General features: G+C 66.1%; 19 protein-coding genes. 9 read left to right on the forward strand and 10 right to left on the reverse strand.

The window, feature by feature from the left end; all coding sequences use genetic code 11:
- Positions 1-201: 201 nt before the first annotated feature.
- Positions 202-1,107, reverse strand: a complete 906-nt coding sequence (locus tag FAZ97_RS03450) for an urease accessory protein UreD (RefSeq protein ID WP_158757202.1) — start codon at positions 1,105-1,107, stop codon at positions 202-204.
- A 251-nt stretch (positions 1,108-1,358) separates the two neighbouring features.
- On the opposite strand from FAZ97_RS03450, the gene FAZ97_RS03455 reads away from it, so the two are divergent.
- On the forward strand, positions 1,359-2,426 hold the full coding sequence (locus FAZ97_RS03455; RefSeq protein WP_158757203.1) for a purine-nucleoside phosphorylase: 1,068 nt from the start codon (positions 1,359-1,361) through the stop codon (positions 2,424-2,426).
- A gap of 82 nt (positions 2,427-2,508) precedes the next feature.
- Here the strand turns inward: FAZ97_RS03455 and urtE are convergent, their stop codons facing one another.
- From urtE to FAZ97_RS03490, 7 genes are all read right to left on the reverse strand, one after another.
- The gene (gene urtE / locus FAZ97_RS03460; RefSeq protein WP_158757204.1) at positions 2,509-3,204 is read right to left on the reverse strand and encodes an urea ABC transporter ATP-binding subunit UrtE; all 696 of its coding nucleotides are present in this window, start codon (positions 3,202-3,204) and stop codon (positions 2,509-2,511) included.
- Between the two features lie 22 nt (positions 3,205-3,226).
- The gene (urtD, locus tag FAZ97_RS03465; protein ID WP_158757205.1) at positions 3,227-4,108 is read right to left on the reverse strand and encodes an urea ABC transporter ATP-binding protein UrtD; all 882 of its coding nucleotides are present in this window, start codon (positions 4,106-4,108) and stop codon (positions 3,227-3,229) included.
- Positions 4,105-5,322: an urea ABC transporter permease subunit UrtC gene (urtC, locus tag FAZ97_RS03470; protein ID WP_158757206.1), complete on the reverse strand. Its 1,218-nt coding sequence runs from the start codon at positions 5,320-5,322 to the stop codon at positions 4,105-4,107. The genes urtD and urtC overlap by 4 nt, the downstream gene beginning before the upstream one ends.
- 1 nt (position 5,323) lies before the next feature.
- Positions 5,324-6,964 carry an urea ABC transporter permease subunit UrtB gene (gene urtB, locus FAZ97_RS03475; RefSeq protein WP_158757207.1) on the reverse strand — a complete coding sequence of 547 codons (1,641 nt, stop codon included), beginning with the start codon at positions 6,962-6,964 and terminating at the stop codon, positions 5,324-5,326.
- A 109-nt stretch (positions 6,965-7,073) separates the two neighbouring features.
- Complete coding sequence (urtA, locus tag FAZ97_RS03480) at positions 7,074-8,378, reverse strand: urea ABC transporter substrate-binding protein (RefSeq protein ID WP_158757208.1); 1,305 nt, start codon at positions 8,376-8,378, stop codon at positions 7,074-7,076.
- Positions 8,379-8,799: 421 nt separating this feature from the next.
- On the reverse strand, positions 8,800-9,123 hold the full coding sequence (locus FAZ97_RS03485; protein ID WP_158757209.1) for a rhodanese-like domain-containing protein: 324 nt from the start codon (positions 9,121-9,123) through the stop codon (positions 8,800-8,802).
- A gap of 60 nt (positions 9,124-9,183) precedes the next feature.
- Positions 9,184-9,837, reverse strand: a complete 654-nt coding sequence (locus tag FAZ97_RS03490) for a protein-L-isoaspartate O-methyltransferase family protein (protein WP_158757210.1) — start codon at positions 9,835-9,837, stop codon at positions 9,184-9,186.
- A 286-nt stretch (positions 9,838-10,123) separates the two neighbouring features.
- Here FAZ97_RS03490 and FAZ97_RS03495 point away from each other — a divergent pair, with 286 nt between their 5' ends.
- The 8 genes from FAZ97_RS03495 to FAZ97_RS03530 all read left to right on the forward strand — a co-directional run bounded on the left by FAZ97_RS03495 (position 10,124) and on the right by FAZ97_RS03530 (position 17,876).
- A complete protein-coding gene (locus FAZ97_RS03495; protein ID WP_158757211.1) occupies positions 10,124-11,194 on the forward strand; it encodes a LacI family DNA-binding transcriptional regulator in 1,071 nt (356 codons plus the stop codon).
- A 111-nt stretch (positions 11,195-11,305) separates the two neighbouring features.
- On the forward strand, positions 11,306-12,793 hold the full coding sequence (locus FAZ97_RS03500; protein ID WP_158757212.1) for a sugar ABC transporter ATP-binding protein: 1,488 nt from the start codon (positions 11,306-11,308) through the stop codon (positions 12,791-12,793).
- A complete protein-coding gene (locus FAZ97_RS03505; protein ID WP_158757213.1) occupies positions 12,774-13,796 on the forward strand; it encodes an ABC transporter permease in 1,023 nt (340 codons plus the stop codon). The genes FAZ97_RS03500 and FAZ97_RS03505 overlap by 20 nt, the downstream gene beginning before the upstream one ends.
- A 102-nt stretch (positions 13,797-13,898) precedes the next feature.
- Positions 13,899-14,867, forward strand: coding sequence for a substrate-binding domain-containing protein (locus FAZ97_RS03510; protein ID WP_158757214.1), 969 nt, complete (start codon positions 13,899-13,901; stop codon positions 14,865-14,867).
- A gap of 14 nt (positions 14,868-14,881) precedes the next feature.
- The gene (locus FAZ97_RS03515) at positions 14,882-15,931 is read left to right on the forward strand and encodes a sugar phosphate isomerase/epimerase family protein (protein ID WP_158757215.1); all 1,050 of its coding nucleotides are present in this window, start codon (positions 14,882-14,884) and stop codon (positions 15,929-15,931) included.
- 25 nt (positions 15,932-15,956) lie between these two features.
- Positions 15,957-17,105, forward strand: a complete 1,149-nt coding sequence (locus FAZ97_RS03520; protein WP_233271625.1) for a Gfo/Idh/MocA family protein — start codon at positions 15,957-15,959, stop codon at positions 17,103-17,105.
- 163 nt (positions 17,106-17,268) lie between these two features.
- Positions 17,269-17,592, forward strand: a complete 324-nt coding sequence (locus FAZ97_RS03525; RefSeq protein WP_158757216.1) for a type II toxin-antitoxin system RelB/DinJ family antitoxin — start codon at positions 17,269-17,271, stop codon at positions 17,590-17,592.
- On the forward strand, positions 17,589-17,876 hold the full coding sequence (locus FAZ97_RS03530) for a type II toxin-antitoxin system RelE/ParE family toxin (RefSeq protein WP_158757217.1): 288 nt from the start codon (positions 17,589-17,591) through the stop codon (positions 17,874-17,876). The genes FAZ97_RS03525 and FAZ97_RS03530 overlap by 4 nt, the downstream gene beginning before the upstream one ends.
- 34 nt (positions 17,877-17,910) lie before the next feature.
- On the opposite strand, the gene FAZ97_RS03535 is transcribed toward FAZ97_RS03530, so the two are convergent.
- On the reverse strand, positions 17,911-19,089 hold the full coding sequence (locus tag FAZ97_RS03535; RefSeq protein WP_158757218.1) for an ABC transporter substrate-binding protein: 1,179 nt from the start codon (positions 19,087-19,089) through the stop codon (positions 17,911-17,913).
- Between the two features lie 86 nt (positions 19,090-19,175).
- Positions 19,176-20,117, reverse strand: coding sequence for a CysB family HTH-type transcriptional regulator (locus FAZ97_RS03540; RefSeq protein WP_028210583.1), 942 nt, complete (start codon positions 20,115-20,117; stop codon positions 19,176-19,178).
- Positions 20,118-20,142: the final 25 nt, after the last annotated feature.

Consider the following 20,142-nt stretch of genomic DNA (forward strand, 5'->3'; position numbering starts at 1 on the left):
GGAGCCGGGTTACGGGCAGCTTGCGGCCTCGCGCGCGGCGCGCACGAATCGATGCAAGCTCTCAGCAAGGTGTGTGCCAATGAAGGGGACAGCGTGGATGCACCAATCTAACGGCGATATTGCACCGTATTGGCGTTGCTGCGCCGCGCTACTGTGCGTAGGGGTGCTCGAATGCACCGCCACGGTGCTCTGGAGAAACGCTCAGGTCGTCCACAAGCGCAGCGGCGCGGCCTTCACGCCATGCACGAAAGGCCGCAGCGCCGTCCAGCACTGCGTGAGCGTGTTCTGCAGCGGCTCCATCGAGCGCCCGACCACGCGCACGAGGAGGACGCCCGGCGCGATGCAGGTCGCGCCCGAGCGCAGCGCGTCGTCGAACGGCAGGATAGCGGCGAGGTCTTGTGCGAGGGCCTCGTTGCACGCGGGGCCGATTGCCCACAGCACACCGAACGCGGGGTAGCCCGCGAGCCCTTGCGGCGCGTCGCGCAGCGGGTCGTTGGCGTCGATGAGTGCGCGTTCGAGCCAGAGCAGTTGATCGTCTCCGTCGCTTTCCGTCGCCGCGCGCGTCACGCGCGAAAGCGCCCGCATCATGCCCGCCGACCAGCGCTCGCCCGCGGCCTGGCGGCCCAGTTGCGTCGCGTCCCAGCCGATGGCCGTGGCCCCCGCGCCGAGCGTGAGGGCGAATTCGAGTTCGGCGTGGGCGTGATCGAATACGAGGTTGTTCTGCGGCAGCCAGTCGAGCTTCGCGCCTGCGCCCACGCGCACGTTGATGCGCTGGCGCGCCACGCGGCCGTTCGATTTGTACCACTTGGTCGCGCCCGGCGTAGTGAGCACGGCATGCGCGCCGTCGCCCACGTTCACGTCGATGTCGAGCCGGTCGCCGCCCGCAATGCCCGCTGGCGGATGCACGATCACCGCGTGGCAGATCGCGTCGCCTTCGGGGTAGAGCGGCCGTTGCACGCGCAACGGTCCCGCGTGCAGGCGATGGGTAAGCGCAGTGCGCGCGCCCTGGCGCTCGAAGCCGAGTTCGAGTTTCGCAGCCCATTCCTGATGCGCAGTGCTGCGAAACGTGGTGTTGGCGAGTGCGGCGTGATCGACGTGGAGCGACATGCGAGTAGTGAGGGGAAGAGGCGAACAATGGCGTGCAGGATAGCACGCTGGCTCACGCGCGCGGGTCACGCGCGAGGGCGCTTGCGCGCCGGAATCGATGGCATTTTTTTCTCCGCTTATACTCGTTTTCGCCTGAACGTCTCACGCCCAGGTCCCACGCTGCACGCCGAAAAAAAACACGACATCCGTCGACAACACGGCACGCGATTCACGTCTCGCAACCGCAGTTCTTCAATAAGGTGGGGCCTCTTATGCTAAATCGTGCATTTGGTGCGGCGATTTCCTCGTTGCTCGTGGCCGGCGCAGCCGTTGCACCGGCCATCGCGCATGCCGACGACAGCTTCGCGCAGGACGACGGCGGCTCGCATGGCCGTCCGGTCAAGGTCATGATCATTTCGATGTTCGGACCGGAAGGCCAGGTGTGGCTCGATCATCTCGGACCGTGGCAGGACATCACCGTTGCCGGCCTGTCTCCGGACTACCCGGCCGTGCACTGCAATCGCCAGGATGTGTGCGTGATGACGACGGGCATGGGGCACGCGAATGCCGCCGCGTCGATCATGGCGCTGACGTTCTCGCCGCGCTTCGACCTGCGTCGCACCTACTTCATGGTGGCGGGCATCGCGGGTATCGATCCGGGGCAGGGGACCGTTGGATCCGCTGCCTGGGCGAACTGGCTCGTCGACTTCGGCATTCAGTGGGAGATCGACGGACGCGAAATTCCGGCAGGCTGGAACACCGGCTATCTCGGCATCAACACGACGGGCCCGACGCAGAAGCCGCCGCTCGACTATCGCACCGAAGTGTTCCAGCTCAATCCGGCGCTGACGAACGCAGCATTCGCGCTGTCGCGCGGCGTGACGCTTTCCGACGACGCGCAGGCGCAAGCCGCGCGCGCCAAATACGGCTATGCGCCAGCGAACCGTCCGCCGACCGTGCTCCAGTGCGACACCCTGGCGGGCGATACCTGGTGGTCGGGCACGGATCTGGGCGAGCGCGCGCGGCAATGGACGAAGATCCTGACCGACGGCAAGGGCACCTATTGCACGACGCAGCAAGAAGACAACGCCACCTACGAGGCGCTGACGCGCGCGGCGACCGTGCATCGCGTCGACCTGAACCGGGTCGCGGTGCTGCGTGCGGGCTCGGATTTCGACCGGCCGTACGCGGGGCAATCGAGTGCCGACAATCTGCTCAACTACGCTTCGCAGGGCGGCTTCACGATCGCGATCGACAACCTGTACCTCACGGGCAATCCGCTCGTGCAGGACATCGCCACGCATTGGGGCGAGTGGCGCGACGGCGTACCGAAGCGGTAGCGTTGATCGTTCAGTAACGTGCGTGCCATCCTGTCTGCCTGGCAAGAGACAGGATGGCCGCTCAAGCAAGCCCTGACGTCCCTTACACCGCGATCAACTCCCGCACGCCATCCGCATCCATGTTGGCGCCCGCGCCCCCCGCCACGATTTCGCCGCGGCTCATCACCCAGTAGCGGTCTGCAATGGCCTTGGCGAAGTCGTAATACTGCTCGACCAGCAGCACCGTCATGTGCATCTCCTCCACGAGCCGGCGCAGCGTGCGGCCGATGTCCTGGATGATCGAAGGCTGAATGCCTTCGGTAGGCTCATCGAGAATGAGCAACTGCGGATCGCTCATCAGCGCGCGCCCGATGGCGAGCTGCTGCTGCTGGCCGCCGGAGAGGTCTCCGCCACGCCGCGCCTTCATGTCCTTGAGCACGGGAAAGAGTTCGTAGATATGCGCGGGCACGCCAGACGGCATGCGTTTCTTGCTCGCCGCGCCCACCAGCAGATTCTCTTCGACGCTCAGGCGCGGAAAGATATCGCGCCCTTGCGGCACGTAAGCGAGGCCATGCGCCACGCGCGAGTGCGTGGGCAGCTTCGTGAGTGCTTCGCCGCGCCAGGCGATCGCGCCGTTCTTCGTCGGCACGACGCCCATGAGGCAGCGCAGCAGTGTGGTCTTGCCCACGCCGTTGCGCCCGAGCAGCACGGTGAGTTCGCCCTCGGGCACCGTCATCGAGACGTTGCGCAGGATATGGCTGCCGCCGTAGTACTGGTTCAGCGATTCGATAGTTAGCATGGCTGATATTGTCGATGCGGCCCTAGCGGCCCAGATACGATTCGATCACCGTTTCGTCGCGTTTGACCTCGTCGAGCGTGCCGTGCGCGAGCACGCTGCCTTCGGCCATCACCGTCACGCGGCCCGTTTCGCCCGCGAGTGCGGCGACGAACTCCATGTCGTGCTCGACCACCATCATCGAGCAGGTGCCGCGCAGGCGGTTGAGCAGGGTGGCGAGCTCCATGGTTTCGTCGTCGGTCATGCCGGCGGCGGGCTCGTCGAGCAGCAGCAACTGTGGCTTTTGCATGAGCAGCATGCCGATTTCGAGCCGCTGCGTCTGACCGTGCGACAACTCGCCCGCGAGGCGCCGCGCGTCGCTCTCCAGCCGGATCACTTCGAGCGTTTCCTCGATCTTCGCCTGCGCCTCGCGGCCAAGGCGCGCGCGCAGCGTGGCGAACCAGCCCTTGTCGGCTTTCATCGCGAGTTCGAGGTTTTCCCACACGGGATGCTGCTCGAACACCGTGGGCTTCTGGAACTTGCGGCCAATGCCCGCGCGCGCGATCGCGGGCTCGTTCATGCGCGTGAGGTCGAGCGTCTGGCCGAGGAACACCTTGCCCGAATCGGGCGAGGTCTTGCCGGTGATGACGTCCATCATCGTGGTCTTGCCCGCGCCGTTCGGACCGATCACGCAGCGCAGCTCGCCCACGTCGATCACGAGCGAGAGCTTGTTGAGCGCGCGAAAGCCGTCGAAGCTCACGGTCACGTCTTCGAGGTAGAGGATCGTGCCATGCGAGATATCGATGACGCCGGGCTCGACCACGTGCCCGAGATCCGCGACGCCGGAGAGGGCAAGCTCGTCCTGCCTGAGGGCGTCGTCGAATGGGTTGTGGTTGAGCGGGTCGTTGAGCAGGATATGTCCGTTCATGGGCGTTCGCTCCGCGCGGCGACCCGCGTAGTGACCCGGTCGGTGATGCGGCTCCGGATGAGTTCGATGAGACCCATGATGCCGTTGGGCAGCAGCAGCGGCACGAGCACGAACATCAGGCCGAGGAAGAACAGCCAGTACTCGGCGAAATGTGCGGTGAAGAAGCTCTTCGCGCCGTTCACGGCGAAGGCGCCGATGATCGGTCCGATCAGCGTGCCGCGTCCGCCCACGGCCACCCAGATCGCCATTTCGATCGAGTTGCCGGGCGACATCTCGCTCGGGTTGATGATGCCGACCTGCGGCACGTAAAGCGCACCTGCAATGCCGCACAGAACGGCCGAGACGGTCCACACGAACAGCTTGTAGCCGAGCGGGCTGTAGCCGAGGAACATGAGGCGCGTTTCGCCGTCGCGTACGGCGGTCACCACGCGCCCGAGCTTGGAGGTGACGATGGCCCGCGCGCCGAGAAACGCGAGCACGAGCACGGCGAACGTCAGCAGAAAAAGCACGGTGCGTGTGCCCGGATGCGTGATCGGCATGCCCGCGATGCGCTTGAAGTCGGTGAAGCCGTTGTTGCCGCCAAAGCCCGTTTCGTTGCGGTAGAACAGCAGCATGGCGGCGAACGTCATGGCCTGCGTGATGATCGAGAGGTAGACGCCTTTCACGCGCGAGCGGAACGTGAAGAAGCCGAACACCCAGGCGACCACGGCGGGCACGAGCACGACGAGCAGGAGCGCATACCAAAGGTGCTCCGTGCCTTGCCAGTACCACGGCAGCGCGTGCCAGTCGAGAAACACCATGAAGTCGGGCAGGTCGCTGCCGTACTTGCCGTCGTGACCGATCTCGCGCATGAGGTACATGCCGATGGCGTAGCCGCCCAGCGCGAAGAACAGGCCGTGACCGAGGCTCAGAATGCCGCAATAGCCCCACACGAGATCGAGCGCGAGCGCCGCGATCGCGTAGCACATGAGCTTGCCGCCGAGCGTCATCGCATAGGCGGAAAGATGCAGCGCGCTCGATTGCGGCAGCACTAGCGCGCAAAGCGGCACGCCTACGCCGATCGCGAGGATCAGCACAATGAGCGCGAGCCACGCGCGAGGCGAAAGCAGGGCGGGGCGCGCGGGCAAGCCGAGGGCGAACGTTTCCGCACTGTCGCCGGGGCTATGCGAGGCGCCTAGTGTGTGGCGCGCGGAAGAGGAAGTGACGCTCGTCATGTCATGCCTCCGCGCTGCGGCCCTTGAGGGCGAACAGCCCCTGCGGACGCTTCTGGATGAAGAGCACGATCAGCACGAGCACGGCGATCTTCGCGAGCACGGCGCCCCAGAACGGCTCGATGGCCTTGGAGACAAGCCCGAGACCGAAGCCGCCGATCACGGTGCCCGCGATCTGCCCGACGCCGCCCAGCACCACGGCCATGAACGAATCGATGATGTAGCTCTGGCCGAGATCCGGACCGACGTTGCCGATCTGCGAGAGCGCACAGCCGCCGAGACCCGCCACGCCCGCGCCGAACGCGAACGCCCACGCATCCACGCGCGCGGTGCGCACGCCCACGCAGGCGGCCATGCGGCGGTTTTGCGTGACGGCGCGCACGAAGAGGCCAAGACGCGTCTTCGTGAGGACGGTCCATGCAATGCCCACCACGATCAACGCGAACGCGAGGATCGCGAGGCGGTTGTACGGCAGGATGAGGTTGGGCATGACGGTCACGCCTCCGCTCATCCACGAGGGGTTTTCGACCTGCACGTTCTGCGCGCCGAAGAGCATGCGCGTGGCCTGAATGAGAATGAGGCTGATGCCGAATGTGGTCAGCAGCGTTTCGAGCGGGCGGCCGTAAAGATGGCGGATCACGAGCCGCTCGATTACGGCGCCCACGAGCGCCGCGGCGACGAACGAAGCGGGAATCGCGAAGAGCGGATACCAGTCGAACGCACCGGGCGCATAGCGCTGTACGAGCGTTTGCACGACATAGGTTGCGTACGCACCGATCATCAGGAACTCGCCGTGCGCCATGTTGATGACGCCGATGAGCCCGTAGGTGATGGCAAGACCGAGCGCCGCGAGCAGCAGCACGCTGCCGAGCGACAGGCCCGCGAACAGCGTGCCGAAGATCTCGCTGCGGCGCTGGATCGAATCGAGCGCGTCGATGCCCTGCTGTGCGGCGGCGCGCACGTCGGCGTCGGGCTCGTTGTACGCGCCGCTCGCGTTCTTCGCGACGAGCGGGCGCAGCAATTCGAACATGTCGAGATCGTGGCGCGCCGCGACGAGCTTCGCCGCTTCGAGACGCGTTGCCGCATTCGGATCGTGCAGCGCCGTCATGGCCCAGAGCGTGTCGAGGCGGTGCTTGAGCGCGGGGTCGGTTTCCTTCGCGCGCGCGGCGTCGATCATCGGCTTCATGGCCGGGTCGGGGTTCTTCAGCAGTTCCGCGATGGCGGCGCGGCGCGTTTCCAGATCGGGCGAGGCGAGTTGCAGGCCCGAGACCGCGCCCGCTACCTTCGAGCGCAGGATGTTGTTCAGCGTGATGGGCTGCGCGCTCGATGCGACGTTGGCGGCGACAGGCTTGCCCGTTGCGGCGTCGCGCGCATTGTCGCCATCCTGCACGAGCACTTCGCCTGAGTCGGTCGCGGTGACGTTGTCCTCGGCGAGCGCTTTCAGAAGCGCGAGCGACGCGGCATCGTGCGTGGCGATGAGTTTGTCGATGGCCGCGGACTTCGCGTCGAAGTCGTCGCCGCCGAGCGGTGCGACGTCGGCGGCATCGAGTGCGTGCGCGCCCGTGCATAGCACTGTGAAGAGCGCAGCCGCGGCGAGCGCGTGGCGCAAGCCCGCGCGCGCGTACCTCGGGAGTGAGAGAGCCATGATGTTTTCTTTTGGTGCGGACCGCGGCAACGGCCTGGCCGTTACGCCGCGTGTCCGTAGACAGAGCACGCAAGCGCACGCCGCGGTGCGGCGCTTGCGAAGGGCAACGTCAGGCTACGCGCGAGCGGCGCAGGAAGGCGGGCAGGGTAGTCGAGGTGACCACGTCAGGCTTGCCTTCATTGCCGGCGATGAACGGGCTCCACGGTTGCGCGCGGATGGCGGTCTTCGTTTTCCACACCACGTTGAACTGGCCGTCGCCGCGAATCTCGCCGATCATCACCGGCTTGTGCAGGTGATGGTTGCCGTCCATCGTGAGCGTGAAGCCCGAGGGCGCCGCCACGGTCTGGCCGATCATGGCCACGCGTACCTTGTCGACGTCGGTGCTCTTTGCCTTTTCCACGGCCTGCTTCCACATATGGATGCCCACGAAGGTCGCTTCCATCGGGTCGTTGGTCACGCGCTTGGCGCCGCCGGGCAGGTTGTTCGTCTGCACCCACGCTTCGAACTGCTCCTTGAACTTCGTGTTGCCCGGGCCTTTCACCGACATGAAGTAATTCCACGCCGCGAGGTGTCCGACGAGCGGCTTCGTGTCGATGCCGCGCAGCTCTTCCTCGCCCACGGAGAACGCGACCACGGGCACGTCGGTGGCCTTGATGCCCTGATTGCCGAGTTCCTTGTAGAACGGCACGTTCGAGTCGCCGTTGATGGTCGAAACGACGGTGGTCTTGCCGCCTTGCGAGAACGTCTTGATGTTCGCGACGATGGTCTGATAGTCGCTATGGCCGAACGGCGTGTAGACCTCCTGAATATCGCTGTCGCTCACGCCCTTCGAGTGCAGGAAGGCGCGCAGGATCTTGTTGGTCGTGCGCGGATACACGTAGTCCGTACCGAGCAGGAAGAAGCGCTTGGCACCGCCGCCTTGCGCGCTCATCAGGTATTCGACAGCGGGGATAGCCTGCTGGTTGGGCGCGGCGCCCGTGTAGAACACGTTGCGCGACATCTCTTCCCCTTCGTACTGCACGGGGTAGTAGAGCAGGCCGTTCAGTTCCTCGAACACCGGCAGCACCGACTTGCGCGACACCGAAGTCCAGCAGCCGAACACGCAGGCCACCTTGTCCTGCGTGAGGAGCTGGCGCGCCTTTTCGGCGAAGAGCGGCCAGTTGGAGGCCGGGTCGACCACTACAGGCTGGATCTGGCGCCCCATCACACCGCCGTTCTTGTTGATGTCGGAAATCGTCATCAACGCGGTGTCTTTCAGTGAGGTTTCCGAAATGGCCATCGTGCCCGAGAGCGAATGCAGGATGCCGACCTTGATCGGCCCGCTGCCGGTGTCCGCGTGCGCGAACGGCATGCGCCCCGCTGCCGCGAGAGCGCCCGACATCGTCCCGAGTTTCAACAGACTGCGACGTTTCATTTTTTGCCTCTTGTCCGTGAGTGAGTCGTGGGCCGTGGCGCGTGGTCGTTTGTCGTCTTGCGCGCCGCCCGGTGTGTGTGGCCTGTCTTGCGCACACCCTTCTGCAAGCGTTGTGCCAGCGCGAAGGTAAAGGGCGAGGCTTGCCCCATAAGGCGCTCGGCGATGCGGGGCGCATCGCCGAGCGCACGGCGAGCGGGCGATTGTGGTGCAGTGGGATGCATGTTCGGGCGCGCTGCATCGTCTCAGTGCGCACATGCATGAAGCGGGCCGACCGGTGTTGCACGGCGCGCTGCATCGTTGTGCATGAGAGGAGCGCGGGTGCTGATTGAAGTGGACCGAAGTGGAACTGCGCGATCGGTCCAGAAATGCAAAAGGGCGCGGCCTGAGCCGCGCCCTTTCGCCAAAGCTGGCGTGCGCCTGCTTAGTACGTCGGTACCTTGGGGTCGACCTGGCGCGACCAGGCGTCGATGCCGCCTTGCAGGTTGAACACCTTCGTGTGGCCGCGCGATTCGAGGAACATCGCCACCTGGGCGCTGCGCGCGCCGTGGTGACAAATGCAGACGATCTGCGCCTCGTCGTCCAGTTCCTCGCTGCGCGCGGGGATCTCGCGCATGGGGATCGACGTGCTGCCGGCGATCTTTGCCGTTTCGATTTCCCACGGCTCGCGCACGTCGAGCAGCACGGGAGCCTCGCGCGTGGTATCGGCAAGCCATTCGGCGAGGGCGGGGGCGGTCAGATTCTGCATGGAAGACTCGATCGGGTAAAAGGCCGGGCCACCATGAAAGGTACCCGGCGATACGACAGGTTAGAACTTGAAGCGCGGCGGATGCACGGCGTTCTGCAGCGGTTCGACATACGTCTCGAACACACCCGCAATGCGGAACTGTTTCTCGTCGATGCGCGTGATGATCTGCGCTTCCATGACCGGCGCGCCGCCCACGAAAGCGGCGAGACGCCCGCCCACCTTGAGTTGCTCGAGCAGCTCCTGCGGCACGACCGGCAGGCCGCCCGAGACGCAGATCACGTCGTACGGCGCATTCGCGGCCCAGCCGCGCGCGCCGTCGCCGACCACGACTTCGGCGTTCAGCACGCCGTTCTTGACGAAGTTCGCGCGCGCGAATTCGGCGAGTTCCGTGTCGATTTCCACGGTCAGCACCTTCTGAGCCCGGTGCGCGAGCAGCGCCGCCATATAGCCGGAGCCCGCACCGATTTCCAGCACGCTCTCGTGCTTCTTGACCGCGAGTTCCTGCAGCACGCGCGCTTCGACGCGCGGCGCCAGCATGTGCTGACCGTTCGGCAGCGGCAGTTCGAGGTCGGCGAACGCGAGGGCGGTATAGGCCTCGGGGACGAAATGCTCACGCTTGACGATCGCGAGCAGGTTCAGCACGTCCTGGTCGAGCACTTCCCAGGGGCGAATCTGCTGTTCGATCATGTTGAAACGCGCTTGTTCGATGTTCATGGTGACTCGGCGTTGTGGTCGGGATCGGTTCGTATCAAAGCCCGGCAAAAAAGGCGTCGGGCAATCGGAGAATTGTAGCAAACCGGCTTCTGGCTAGGCCGCGCCGCCGGCAGCGGGCGGCGCTTCAGGGGGGCATTAGCGGATCGGTATTTGTCCTGGCTTCGTGGGCCTTGCGATTTTGCGGTTCTCGTACCAAAAATGTAATCGATTACATTCTGGCCGCGCTCAAAGGCCTCGTGCATGAGCCGCTGTGCCTTTCCGAACCGGTCACGATTGCTTGTCGCCCATGCCCGCTCGCTCGTCCCGATCCCCGCAACCGCAGCACAAAGCGGCCAGCGCCAGCGCCGACGCCGCCGCGCGTGGCGGCTCGATCGCGGCCGTGGCGCAGCGCGCGGGCGTTTCGGTCGCGACGGTCTCGCGCGTGCTCAACGGCCATGCGAACGTGCGCGCGGCGACGCGCGAGCGCGTGCTCGCCGAAATCGAGGCGAGCGGCTATCGCGTCAACGAACTCGCGCGCAACCTGCGCACCGCCGAAAGCCGCCTGCTGCTGACGATGGTGCCCGACTTCGGCAACCCGTTTTACGCGGAAATCGTGCGCGGCATCGACAGTGTGGCGCGCCAGCACGGCTTTTTCCTGCTGCTGTGCGACACGGGCGCCGACGCCGGGCGCGAGCGCAGCTACTTCGACCTGCTGCGCCGCCATCGTGCGGACGGGGCGATCTGCCTTGACCCGGCCACCGTGCAGCACGCGCTCGCGGCGGAATCGACGGCGCTGCCGTGGGTGGCCTGCTGCGAGTTCGACCCGGATGTGGGCGTGCCGTACGTGGGGATCGACAACTACCGCGCGGCGCACGACGCCGTGCGGCATCTGATCGCGCGGGGGCGGCGCCGTGTCGCACTCATCAACTCCGACGAGCACTATCTCTACGCGCAGCAGCGGCGCGACGGCTGGCGCGATGCGCTCGGCGAAGCGGGCATTGCGACGCGCGACGCCTGGCGCGTGAACGTGAACTGTCTCGACTACGACGCGGGCGCGCAGGCCGCCGCCGCACTCATGCAGTTGCCGGCCGGCGAGGCGCCCGACGCGATCTTCGCGGTGTCGGACACGCTCGCGGTGGGCGTGGTCAACGGCTTGCGCGGCGCTGGGCGGCGCGTGCCGCACGACGTTGCCGTGGTCGGCTTCGACGACATCGCGCTTGCCGCGCAGATCGACCCGCCGCTCACGACGATCGCGCAGCCCATGCGGGAGCTGGGCGAGACGGCGGCGCGGCTGTTGCTGCGGCGTTTCGCCGACCCGCGCGCGAGCGTGCCGGGCGTGCTGCTGCCGCATAGGCTGGTGGTGCGCGAGAGCGGGTGAAGTCAGAAAGCGAAAGCGAATACATAGCAGGGGAGACCAGCGGTGTAGAGGCGGGCGGCGGACGCCGCCCGCCGAAACCCGCCGACAAAGCCACTGGAGGAGCGCACGCGCATGAGCGTCGCCGTGAAGTTCAACGACATCCGCAAGGACTTCGGTCCCGTGCGCGTGCTGCACGGCGTGAGCTTCGAGCTTGCGCCGGGGCGCATTCACGGGTTGCTCGGCGAGAACGGCGCGGGCAAGTCCACGCTCATGAAGATCCTCGCGGGCTACGAAGCAGCGAGCGCGGGCGAGATGCTCGTGGATGGCGTGGCGCGCCGCTTCGAAGGCTCGCGCGAAGCGGAGGCCGCCGGCATTGTGCTGATCCACCAGGAATTCAACCTGGCCGAGCATCTGACGATTGCGCAGAACATCTTCCTCGGCCATGAGAAGCGCAAAGGCTGGCTGGTCGACGACGCCGCCATGCGCCGCGAAGCGCGCGAACTCCTCGCGCAGGTGGGCCTTGCACGCGACCCGGACGTGAAGGTGCGCGAGCTGATCGTCGCCGAAAAGCAGCTGGTGGAGATCGCCAAGGCGCTCTCGCGTCACGCGCGCCTGCTCATCATGGACGAGCCCACGGCCACGCTCACGCCCGCAGAAACCGCGCGCCTTTTCGCGCTGATGACGAAGCTGCGCGCCGCCGGCACGACGCTCGTCTACATCTCGCACAAGCTCGACGAGGTGGAGCGCATCACCGACGACGTGGTCGTAATGCGCGACGGCCGTTTCGTGACCGCGAGCGCGACGGCGGGGCTCGCGCGCCAGCAGATGGCGAACCTCATGGTGGGCCGTGACGTCTCCGACATGTTTCCGGAGAAAAGCGCAGCGAGCGCCGATGCACGCGTCGCGCTGCGCGTGACGAATCTCGCGGTGCCGGGCTGGGTCGAGGATCTTTCTTTCGAAGTGCGCGCGGGCGAGATCCTCGGTTTCGCGGGGCTCGTGGGCGCGGGGCGCAGCGAGGCGTTCGAGGCGATCGTGGGCCTGCGCCACCGGCACGCGGGCGATATTGAAATCGACGGCAGCGCCGTGACGCTGCGCCACCCACGCGACGCGATGCGCCACGGCCTCACGTACCTGAGCGAGGACCGCAAGGGCCGTGGGCTGCACATGAACCTCACGCTGCAGGACAACCTCACGCTCATGACGCTCGAGCGCTACGGCCATCCGCTGCTCGACCTCAAGGCGGCTCGGCGCGCACTGGAAAAAGCGGTGCGCGAATTCGGCATCCGCACCGGCGACCTCGACAGCCGCGCGCGCATGCTATCCGGCGGCAACCAGCAGAAGCTCGCGCTCGCCAAGTTTCTGCAGCCCGATCCGCGCGTGATCGTGCTCGACGAGCCCACGCGCGGCGTGGACGTGGGCGCGAAACGCGACATCTATTTCCTGATCCAGCGGCTCGCGGCCTCGGGGCGCGCGGTCGTCGTGATCTCGTCCGAACTGGTCGAGCTGATCGGGCTTGCGCATCGCGTGGCCGTGATGCGCGCGGGCCGGCTCGTCGCCACGCTCGGGCGCGAACATCTGAACGAAGAGGAGCTGATCGCTCATGCAACCGGCACCCACTGACGCACCGTCCGAAAGCCGTGGCGCGCGCTCGGCCGCAGCGCGTTTCGTGCATCGGCTCGCGGGCGTCGGGCCGCTCATCGGCCTGATCCTGCTGTGCGTGCTCGGCACGCTGCTGAACCGGGATTTCGCCACCGCCGGCAACCTGCTCAACGTGCTCACGCGCACCTCGTTCATCGGCATCATTTCCGTGGGCATGACGTTTGTGATCATCTCGGGCGGCATCGATCTTTCGGTCGGGTCGATGGCCGCGCTCATCGCAGGCGTGATGATCTGGGTGATGAATACGCTGGCCGCGAGCGAACACGCGTTTGCGCCTTTGGCCATCGTCGCGATCGGCATTGCGATCGCGCTGGTGTTGGGCGCGGTGTTCGGGCTCGCGCATGGCTTGCTGATCACGCGCGGGCGCATCGAGCCTTTCATCGTGACGCTCGGCACGCTCGGCATCTTCCGCTCGGTGCTCACATGGCTCGCCGATGGCGGCGCGCTCACGCTGCAAAACAACCTCGTCGATCTGTATGGTCCGGTCTATTACGCGAGCCTCTTCGGCATTCCGGTGCCCGTGTGGGTGTTCGCGCTCACGGCTGCGGGTGGTGCGCTCATTCTTAACCGCACCGCGTTCGGGCGGCACGTGCAGGCAATCGGCTCGAACGAGCAGGTCGCGCGCTATGCCGCGATCCGCGTCGACCGCGTGAAGTGTGCGACGTACGTGCTGCTGGGCGTGTGCGTCGGGGTCGCAACCGTGCTCTACGTGCCGCGCCTCGGTTCCGCGACGCCGACGACAGGCTTGCTATGGGAGCTGGAGGCGATCGCCGCCGTGGTGGTGGGCGGCACGGCGCTCAAGGGCGGCGAAGGGCGCGTGGCGGGCACCGTGGTCGGCGCGGTGCTGCTCTCCGTCATCGCCAATATTCTCAATCTCACGAGCATCATCAGCGTGTATCTGAATGCGGCGGTGCAGGGCGTGGCGATCATTGCGGTGGCCTTCCTGCAGCGTGGCAGACGATAAGGATGTCGAAGCAGATCTGGCAAGGCAGTCGGGAAGTCGAAGGAGGCAGCGAAAACTCAACGCGAGAACGGGCGCGGGCCCGCACGAAAAGGAGACGGCATCATGAAGAAGATGATTCGAACGATGTGTGCGGGCGCGCTGGCGCTTGGCGTGGCGGCAACATTCGGTGCGGGCGCGGCGCGCGCCGACGACAAGGTCACGCTGGGCGTGGCCATTCCCACGGCCGACCATGGCTTCACGGGCGGCATCGTCTGGTGGGCGAATCAGGCGAAGAAGGATCTGGAGAAGGCGCACCCGGACCTCAAGGTCATCGTGAAGACGGCGGCGAACGCGCCCGATCAGGCGAACCAGTTGCAGGATCTCGTGACCGTCAACAAGATCAACGCGCTCGTGATCTTCCCGTATGAATCGGCTTCGCTCACGCAGCCGGTCGCCCAGGTGAAGAAGCAGGGCGTGTACGTGACGGTGGTCGACCGCGGCTTGACCGACACGAGCGCGCAGGACGCTTATGTTGCCGGCGACAACACGGCGTTCGGCAAGATCCCTGCCGAATATCTCGCGAAGCAACTGGGCGGCAAGGGCGACATCGTCGCGCTGCGCGGCATTCCCACCACGCTCGACAACGAGCGCTGGAGCGCGTTCACGTCGGTGCTGAAGGACTATCCAGGCATCAAGATTCTCGACGCGAAGTACGCGAACTGGAACCGCGACGACGCGTTCCGCACGATGCAGGACTACCTCACGCGCTTCAAGCACATCGACGCCGTCTGGGCCGCCGACGACGACATGGCCGTGGGCGTGCTCAAGGCAATCGATCAGGCCAAGCGCAACGACATCAAGATCGTGTTCGGCGGCGCGGGGTCGAAGGAGATGGTCAAGCGCGTGATGGACGGCGATCCGCTCATCAAGGCCGACGTGTCGTATTCGCCGAAGTTCATCTACGACGCGATCAAGCTCACGGCCGAAGCGCGCTTGCAGGGCAAGTCGCTGCCGCCTACGACGATCATCCCTTCCGTGCTGATCACGAAGGAGAACGCGAAGCAGTTCTACTTCCCGGATTCGCCGTTCTAAGGACGGGGCTTGCGATGAAGACGATCAAAGGGCCGGCCATATTCCTCGCGCAGTTTCTCGGCGACGACGCGCCGTTCGACAGCTTCGGGCACATGGCCGGCTGGGCGGCGCAGCTCGGCTACAAGGGCATCCAGGTGCCCACGGATGCGCGCCTCGTCGATCTCGCGCAGGCGGCGTCGAGCACGGCGTACTGCGACGACCTGCGCCAGCAGGCCGACGACGCGGGCGTGACGATCACCGAGCTTTCCACGCATCTGCAAGGACAGCTCGTGGCCGTGCATCCCGCCTACGACACGCTGTTCGACGGCTTTGCGCCTCCGCAGGTGCGCGGAAATCGCGAAGCGCGCACGGCGTGGGCCATCGAACAGTTGATGCTGGCCGCGCGCGCCTCGAAGAATCTGGGGCTCGGCGCGCACGTGACGTTTTCGGGCGCATTGGCGTGGCCGTACTTCTATCCGTGGCCGCAGCGGCCGGCGGGGCTCGTCGAAGCCGCATTCGACGAACTCGCGCGCCGCTGGCGGCCGATCCTCGATGCGTTCGATGCAGCGGGCGTGGACGTCTGCTACGAACTGCATCCGGGCGAGGACCTGCACGACGGCGTGACGTTCGAGCGCTTTCTGGCGGCCGTGGACGATCATCCGCGCGCGAACATCCTCTACGACCCGAGCCACTTCGTGCTGCAGCAGCTCGATTACCTCGCGTTCATCGACATCTATCACGCGCGCATCAAGGCCTTTCACGTGAAGGACGCCGAATTCAGCCCCACGGGCAAACAAGGCGTGTACGGCGGCTACAGCGGATGGGTCGAGCGCGCGGGGCGCTTTCGCTCGCTCGGCGACGGGCAGATCGACTTCGGCGCGATCTTCTCGAAGCTCACGCAGTACGACTATCCGGGCTGGGCCGTGCTCGAATGGGAGTGCGCGCTCAAGCATCCGCACGACGGCGCGCGCGAGGGCGCCGATTTCATCAAGCGGCACATCATCCGCGTGGCCGAGCACGCGTTCGACGACTTTGCGGGCAGCGGCGTCGATGCGGCGCAGGTGAAGGGCGTGCTGGGTCTCTGAAAACGTTTCTCACGGGAGCGAGGGAATGACACGAAGACTCCGGCTCGGCATGGTCGGCGGCGGCGAGGGCGCGTTTATCGGCGCGGTGCATCGCATCGCGGCTCGTCTCGACGATTGCTGGGAGCTCGTCGCGGGCGCGCTGTCGTCCGATGCGGCGCGTGCGCAGGCGAGCGCCGAGGCGCTCGGCCTCGCGCGCAGCTATGACGACTGGCGCGAGATGGCGAGCGTGGAAGGTGCGCGCGAGGATGGCATCGACGCAGTGGCCATCGTCACGCCGAACCATCTGCACGCGCCGGTTGCGCATGCGTTCATGGAAGCAGGCATTCACGTGATCTGCGATAAACCGCTCGCGGTTTCACTCGCCGAGGGCGAAGCGCTCGCGAAACACGCGCGCGACGCGAATCTCGTGTTCGCGCTCACGCATACCTATTCGGGTTATCCGCTCGCACGGCATGCACGCGAACTCGTGGAGGCGGGTGAGATTGGCGAGGTGCGCATCGTGCAGGTCGAGTACGCGCAGGACTGGCTCGCCAATCCTGTCGAGCGCGGCGGTGCGAACCGTCAGGCGGCGTGGCGCACCGATCCGGCGCTCGCGGGGCCGGCGGGGTGTCTGGGCGATATCGGCACGCACGCGTATCAGTTGGCGGCGTTCGTGAGCGCGCTCGTGCCGGAGTCCCTCGCTGCGGAAATGCACACCTTCGTGCCGGGCCGCCGTGTGGACGACCACGTTCAGGCCATGCTGCGCTACGCCAACGGTGCGCGCGGCATGCTGTGGGCGAGCCAGGTGGCGAGCGGCGCGGAAAACGCGTTGCGGCTGCGCGTGTACGGCACGACGGCGGGTCTCGCGTTCGATCAGGAGGAGCCTAACGTGCTGTGGTTCACGCCGCAGGGCGGCGAGGCGCAGCGCCTCACGCGTGGCCGCGTGACGGGGGCGGCCGCGCGGCACGCGACGCGTGTGCCGCCGGGGCATCCGGAAGGCTATCTGGAGGCGTTCGCGCAGCTCTATCGCGACGCCGCCGCGCAGATCCACGCGCGCGAGGCGGGTGTTGCGGCGCCGCCCGGGAGCCGGCTGCTGACGACGGTTGACGACGGCGTAGATGGGTTGCGCTTCATCGAGGCCGTGCTGGCGAGCAGCGCGGCGGGCGGTACGTGGCGCAGCATCGCGCGGCCGTGATTGGCCATTCGGATGAATTGAGCGCAGAGGGCCTGGCAACGAAACTTGCGACATGTTTAACCCGCTTCAAAGGTAGAGCATGTCTAACGTCATTCAATTGCATTACACTGCGGACTCGACAAGGTCAGCGACGAGGTCAGCGGCCAAACCAGGGAGTGAGTCGATGAACGCAAACGCATTGGTACAGGTTCGCATCGATCACGCGCTCAAGCAGCGCGCGGCCGAAGTGCTCGACAACATGGGACTCACGGTATCGGACGCCGTGCGCATTCTGCTCACGCGTATCGCGAACGAGGGCGCGTTGCCGTTCGATTTCGCCGTCGATCCGGTGGCGCACGACGCGTGGTTCCGGGCAAAGGTGCGCGAGGCGCTGGAGGACCCGCGGCCGGCGGTGGCGGACGAAGAGGTGGAGGCGCACTTTGCGAAGCGCCGGGCGGCGGTGCACGGCGAGCCCGGGCAGGCACTCAAGCGTAAGGCGAAAAGTTGAAGGTATGCTGGTCGCCGCTCGCGCTGGCCGACCGTGAGGCGACATTCACTTTCACCGTGACGACTAACCCGCGCAGGGCTGTCGTATGGGACGAACGGATTTCGGCATCCGTCCGAAGGCTGCGTCTTTTTCCTAACCTTGGCCGGGTCGGCCGCGTGAGCGGCACGCGCGAGCTGGTGGTGGAGTCAACGCCGTTCGTGCTCGCTTACCGCTACGAAAACGAAGCGCTGACGATACTGCGCGTCCTGCACAGCGCGCGCCGCTGGCCGGACACGGTCGACTGAGCGGCGGGAGGTCGCCGCCGCTCGTTCGTCAAATTTACTGTCCCAGATAAACGAACTTGCCCCCACGTACCGTGCCCATCACGCTCGCGCGCTGGTCGAGGCCCACATGGTCCGTCGGGCTCGTGTTCACCATGCCGTTGGGCACGACCACTTCGTGCGCGTGCTCCAGTTCGCTGCGCAACGCCACGCGGAACGCTTCCGTGCCCGGCTGCGCGGTCTTGAGCGCGCGCGCGACCGCGTCCTGCAAGCGCGGATACACGCCGGCCGCGTCGCCCGCGAACTGCGTGACCGTGCCCGGGCCGTATTTCGCCTCGTAGGCATCGACGAAGGCGAGCGCCGCTTTCTGGGCCGGCTGGTCGGCAGGCAGCGTGCGCGCCACCACGACGGGCTGGGTCGGGAACAGGGTGCCTTCCACGTCTTTGCCGCCCAGCTTGATGAATTCAGGCGTGGCGATGCCGTGCGTCTGGTAAATCGGCCCTTTGTAGCCGCGCTCGATCAGCGTGCGTTGCGGCAGCACGGTCGGCGTGCCTGCGCCGGCAATCAGCATGGCGTCGGGTTTGGCCGACATCAGCTTGAGGATCTGGCCCGTCACGCTCGCATCGGTGCGGTTGTAGCGCTCGGTCGCAACGATCTGGATGTTGCGCTCCTTCGCGTACTTCGTGAATTCGTTGAGCCAGCTGTCGCCGTAGCTGTCGGCAAAGCCGATGAAGCCCACCGTCTTCACGCCGTGCGCGGCCATGTAGCGCGTCATGACGTCGGCCATGGCGGCGTCGGTCTGCGCCATCTTGAACGCCCACACGCGCGCGCCCTGCTGCGGCTCGACCACGGAGCCCGAGCCGACCAGCGTGATCATCGGCGTCTTGCTTTGCGCCACCGGGTCGAGCGCCGCGAGCGCCGCCGGCGTGATGTTCGGCCCGACGATCACGTCCACGTGGTCCTCGTTGATGAGCTTGTGGATGTTGCGCACGGCGGCGCCCGGGTCCGAGCCGTCGTCGAGCACGATGTAGTCGGCCTTCTGGCCCGCGATCGTGTCGGGCCACATCAGCATGGCGTTCTTGCTCGTGATGCCGATGGCGGCTGCCGGCCCCGTGCTCGAGAGATCGATGCCGACCTTGATGTCGGCATGCGCGACCGATGCGCAAGTGGCAGCGGCAAGGGCGGCGCTCACGACGAGCGGGCGTAGGCACTGCACGAAGGTAAAGCGCGGCTTCATCCGTTAAGTCTCCAGGCGAGAAGTGATGTTGTTGTATTGCGGATTTTGTCTGTTATTTCTTCCGGCACCGAGCCGGCCAAGGGCCGTTACAGCTCGTAGGTCTCGTGCTCGCCCTTGAGCGCCTGCTCGATCAGCTTGCGGTTCAGGCTCGGCGAAAGCAGTTCGACGAGCGTATACACATAGCTGCGCAGGTAAGCCCCCTGCTTGAGCGCCACACGCGTGACGTTGCTGCCGAACAGATGCCCCACGGGCACCGCGCGCAGGTGCCGGTCGCGCTCGGCGTTGAAGGCGATGTCGGCCATGATCCCCACGCCGAGACCCAGCTCGACATAGGTCTTGATCACGTCGGCGTCGATGGCTTCCAGCACGATGTCGGGCGAGAGGGCGCGCAGCCGGAACGCGTCGTTGATCTTGGTGCGCCCGGCAAACGCATTGTCGTAGGTGATCAGCGGATATTGGGCCAGATCGTCGAGCGAGAGCGGCTTGCGTTCGAGCAGCGGGTGATCGGGCAGCATCACGGCCACGTGGTGCCAGGTGAAGCAGGGCAGCGACACCAGTTCCTTGTAGCCCGAGATGGCCTCGGTCGCGATGCACAGATCGGCCTGGTCATGGAGCACCATTTCCGCGACCTGCGTCGGGCTGCCTTGCAGGATCGAAAGGTGCACTTTCGGGAAGCGCCGCTTGAATTCGGCGATGGCGGCGGGCAGCGAGTAGCGCGCCTGCGTGTGCGTGGCGGCGATGGTCAGGTTGCCCTGGTCCTGTGCGGCATAGTCCTTGCCCACGCGCTTCAAGCTTTCCACTTCCTGCAGAATGCGCTCCACCGAGGCGAGGATGATCCGGCCCGGCTCCGTGAGCGAGCGCACGCGCTTGCCATGACGCGTAAAGATTTCGACCCCAAGCTCGTCCTCCAGCTCGATGATCGCCTTCGAGACGCCCGGCTGGCTTGTATACAGTGCCTTGGCCGCTTCCGTGAGGTTGAAATTCTGGCGTACGGCCTCGCGGACGAAACGGAACTGGTGCAGGTTCATAGATAATCCTTATAACCTGATTGCA

The sequence above is a fragment of the Paraburkholderia acidiphila genome (genome assembly GCF_009789655.1).
In the GTDB taxonomy this organism is placed as follows: domain Bacteria; phylum Pseudomonadota; class Gammaproteobacteria; order Burkholderiales; family Burkholderiaceae; genus Paraburkholderia; species Paraburkholderia acidiphila.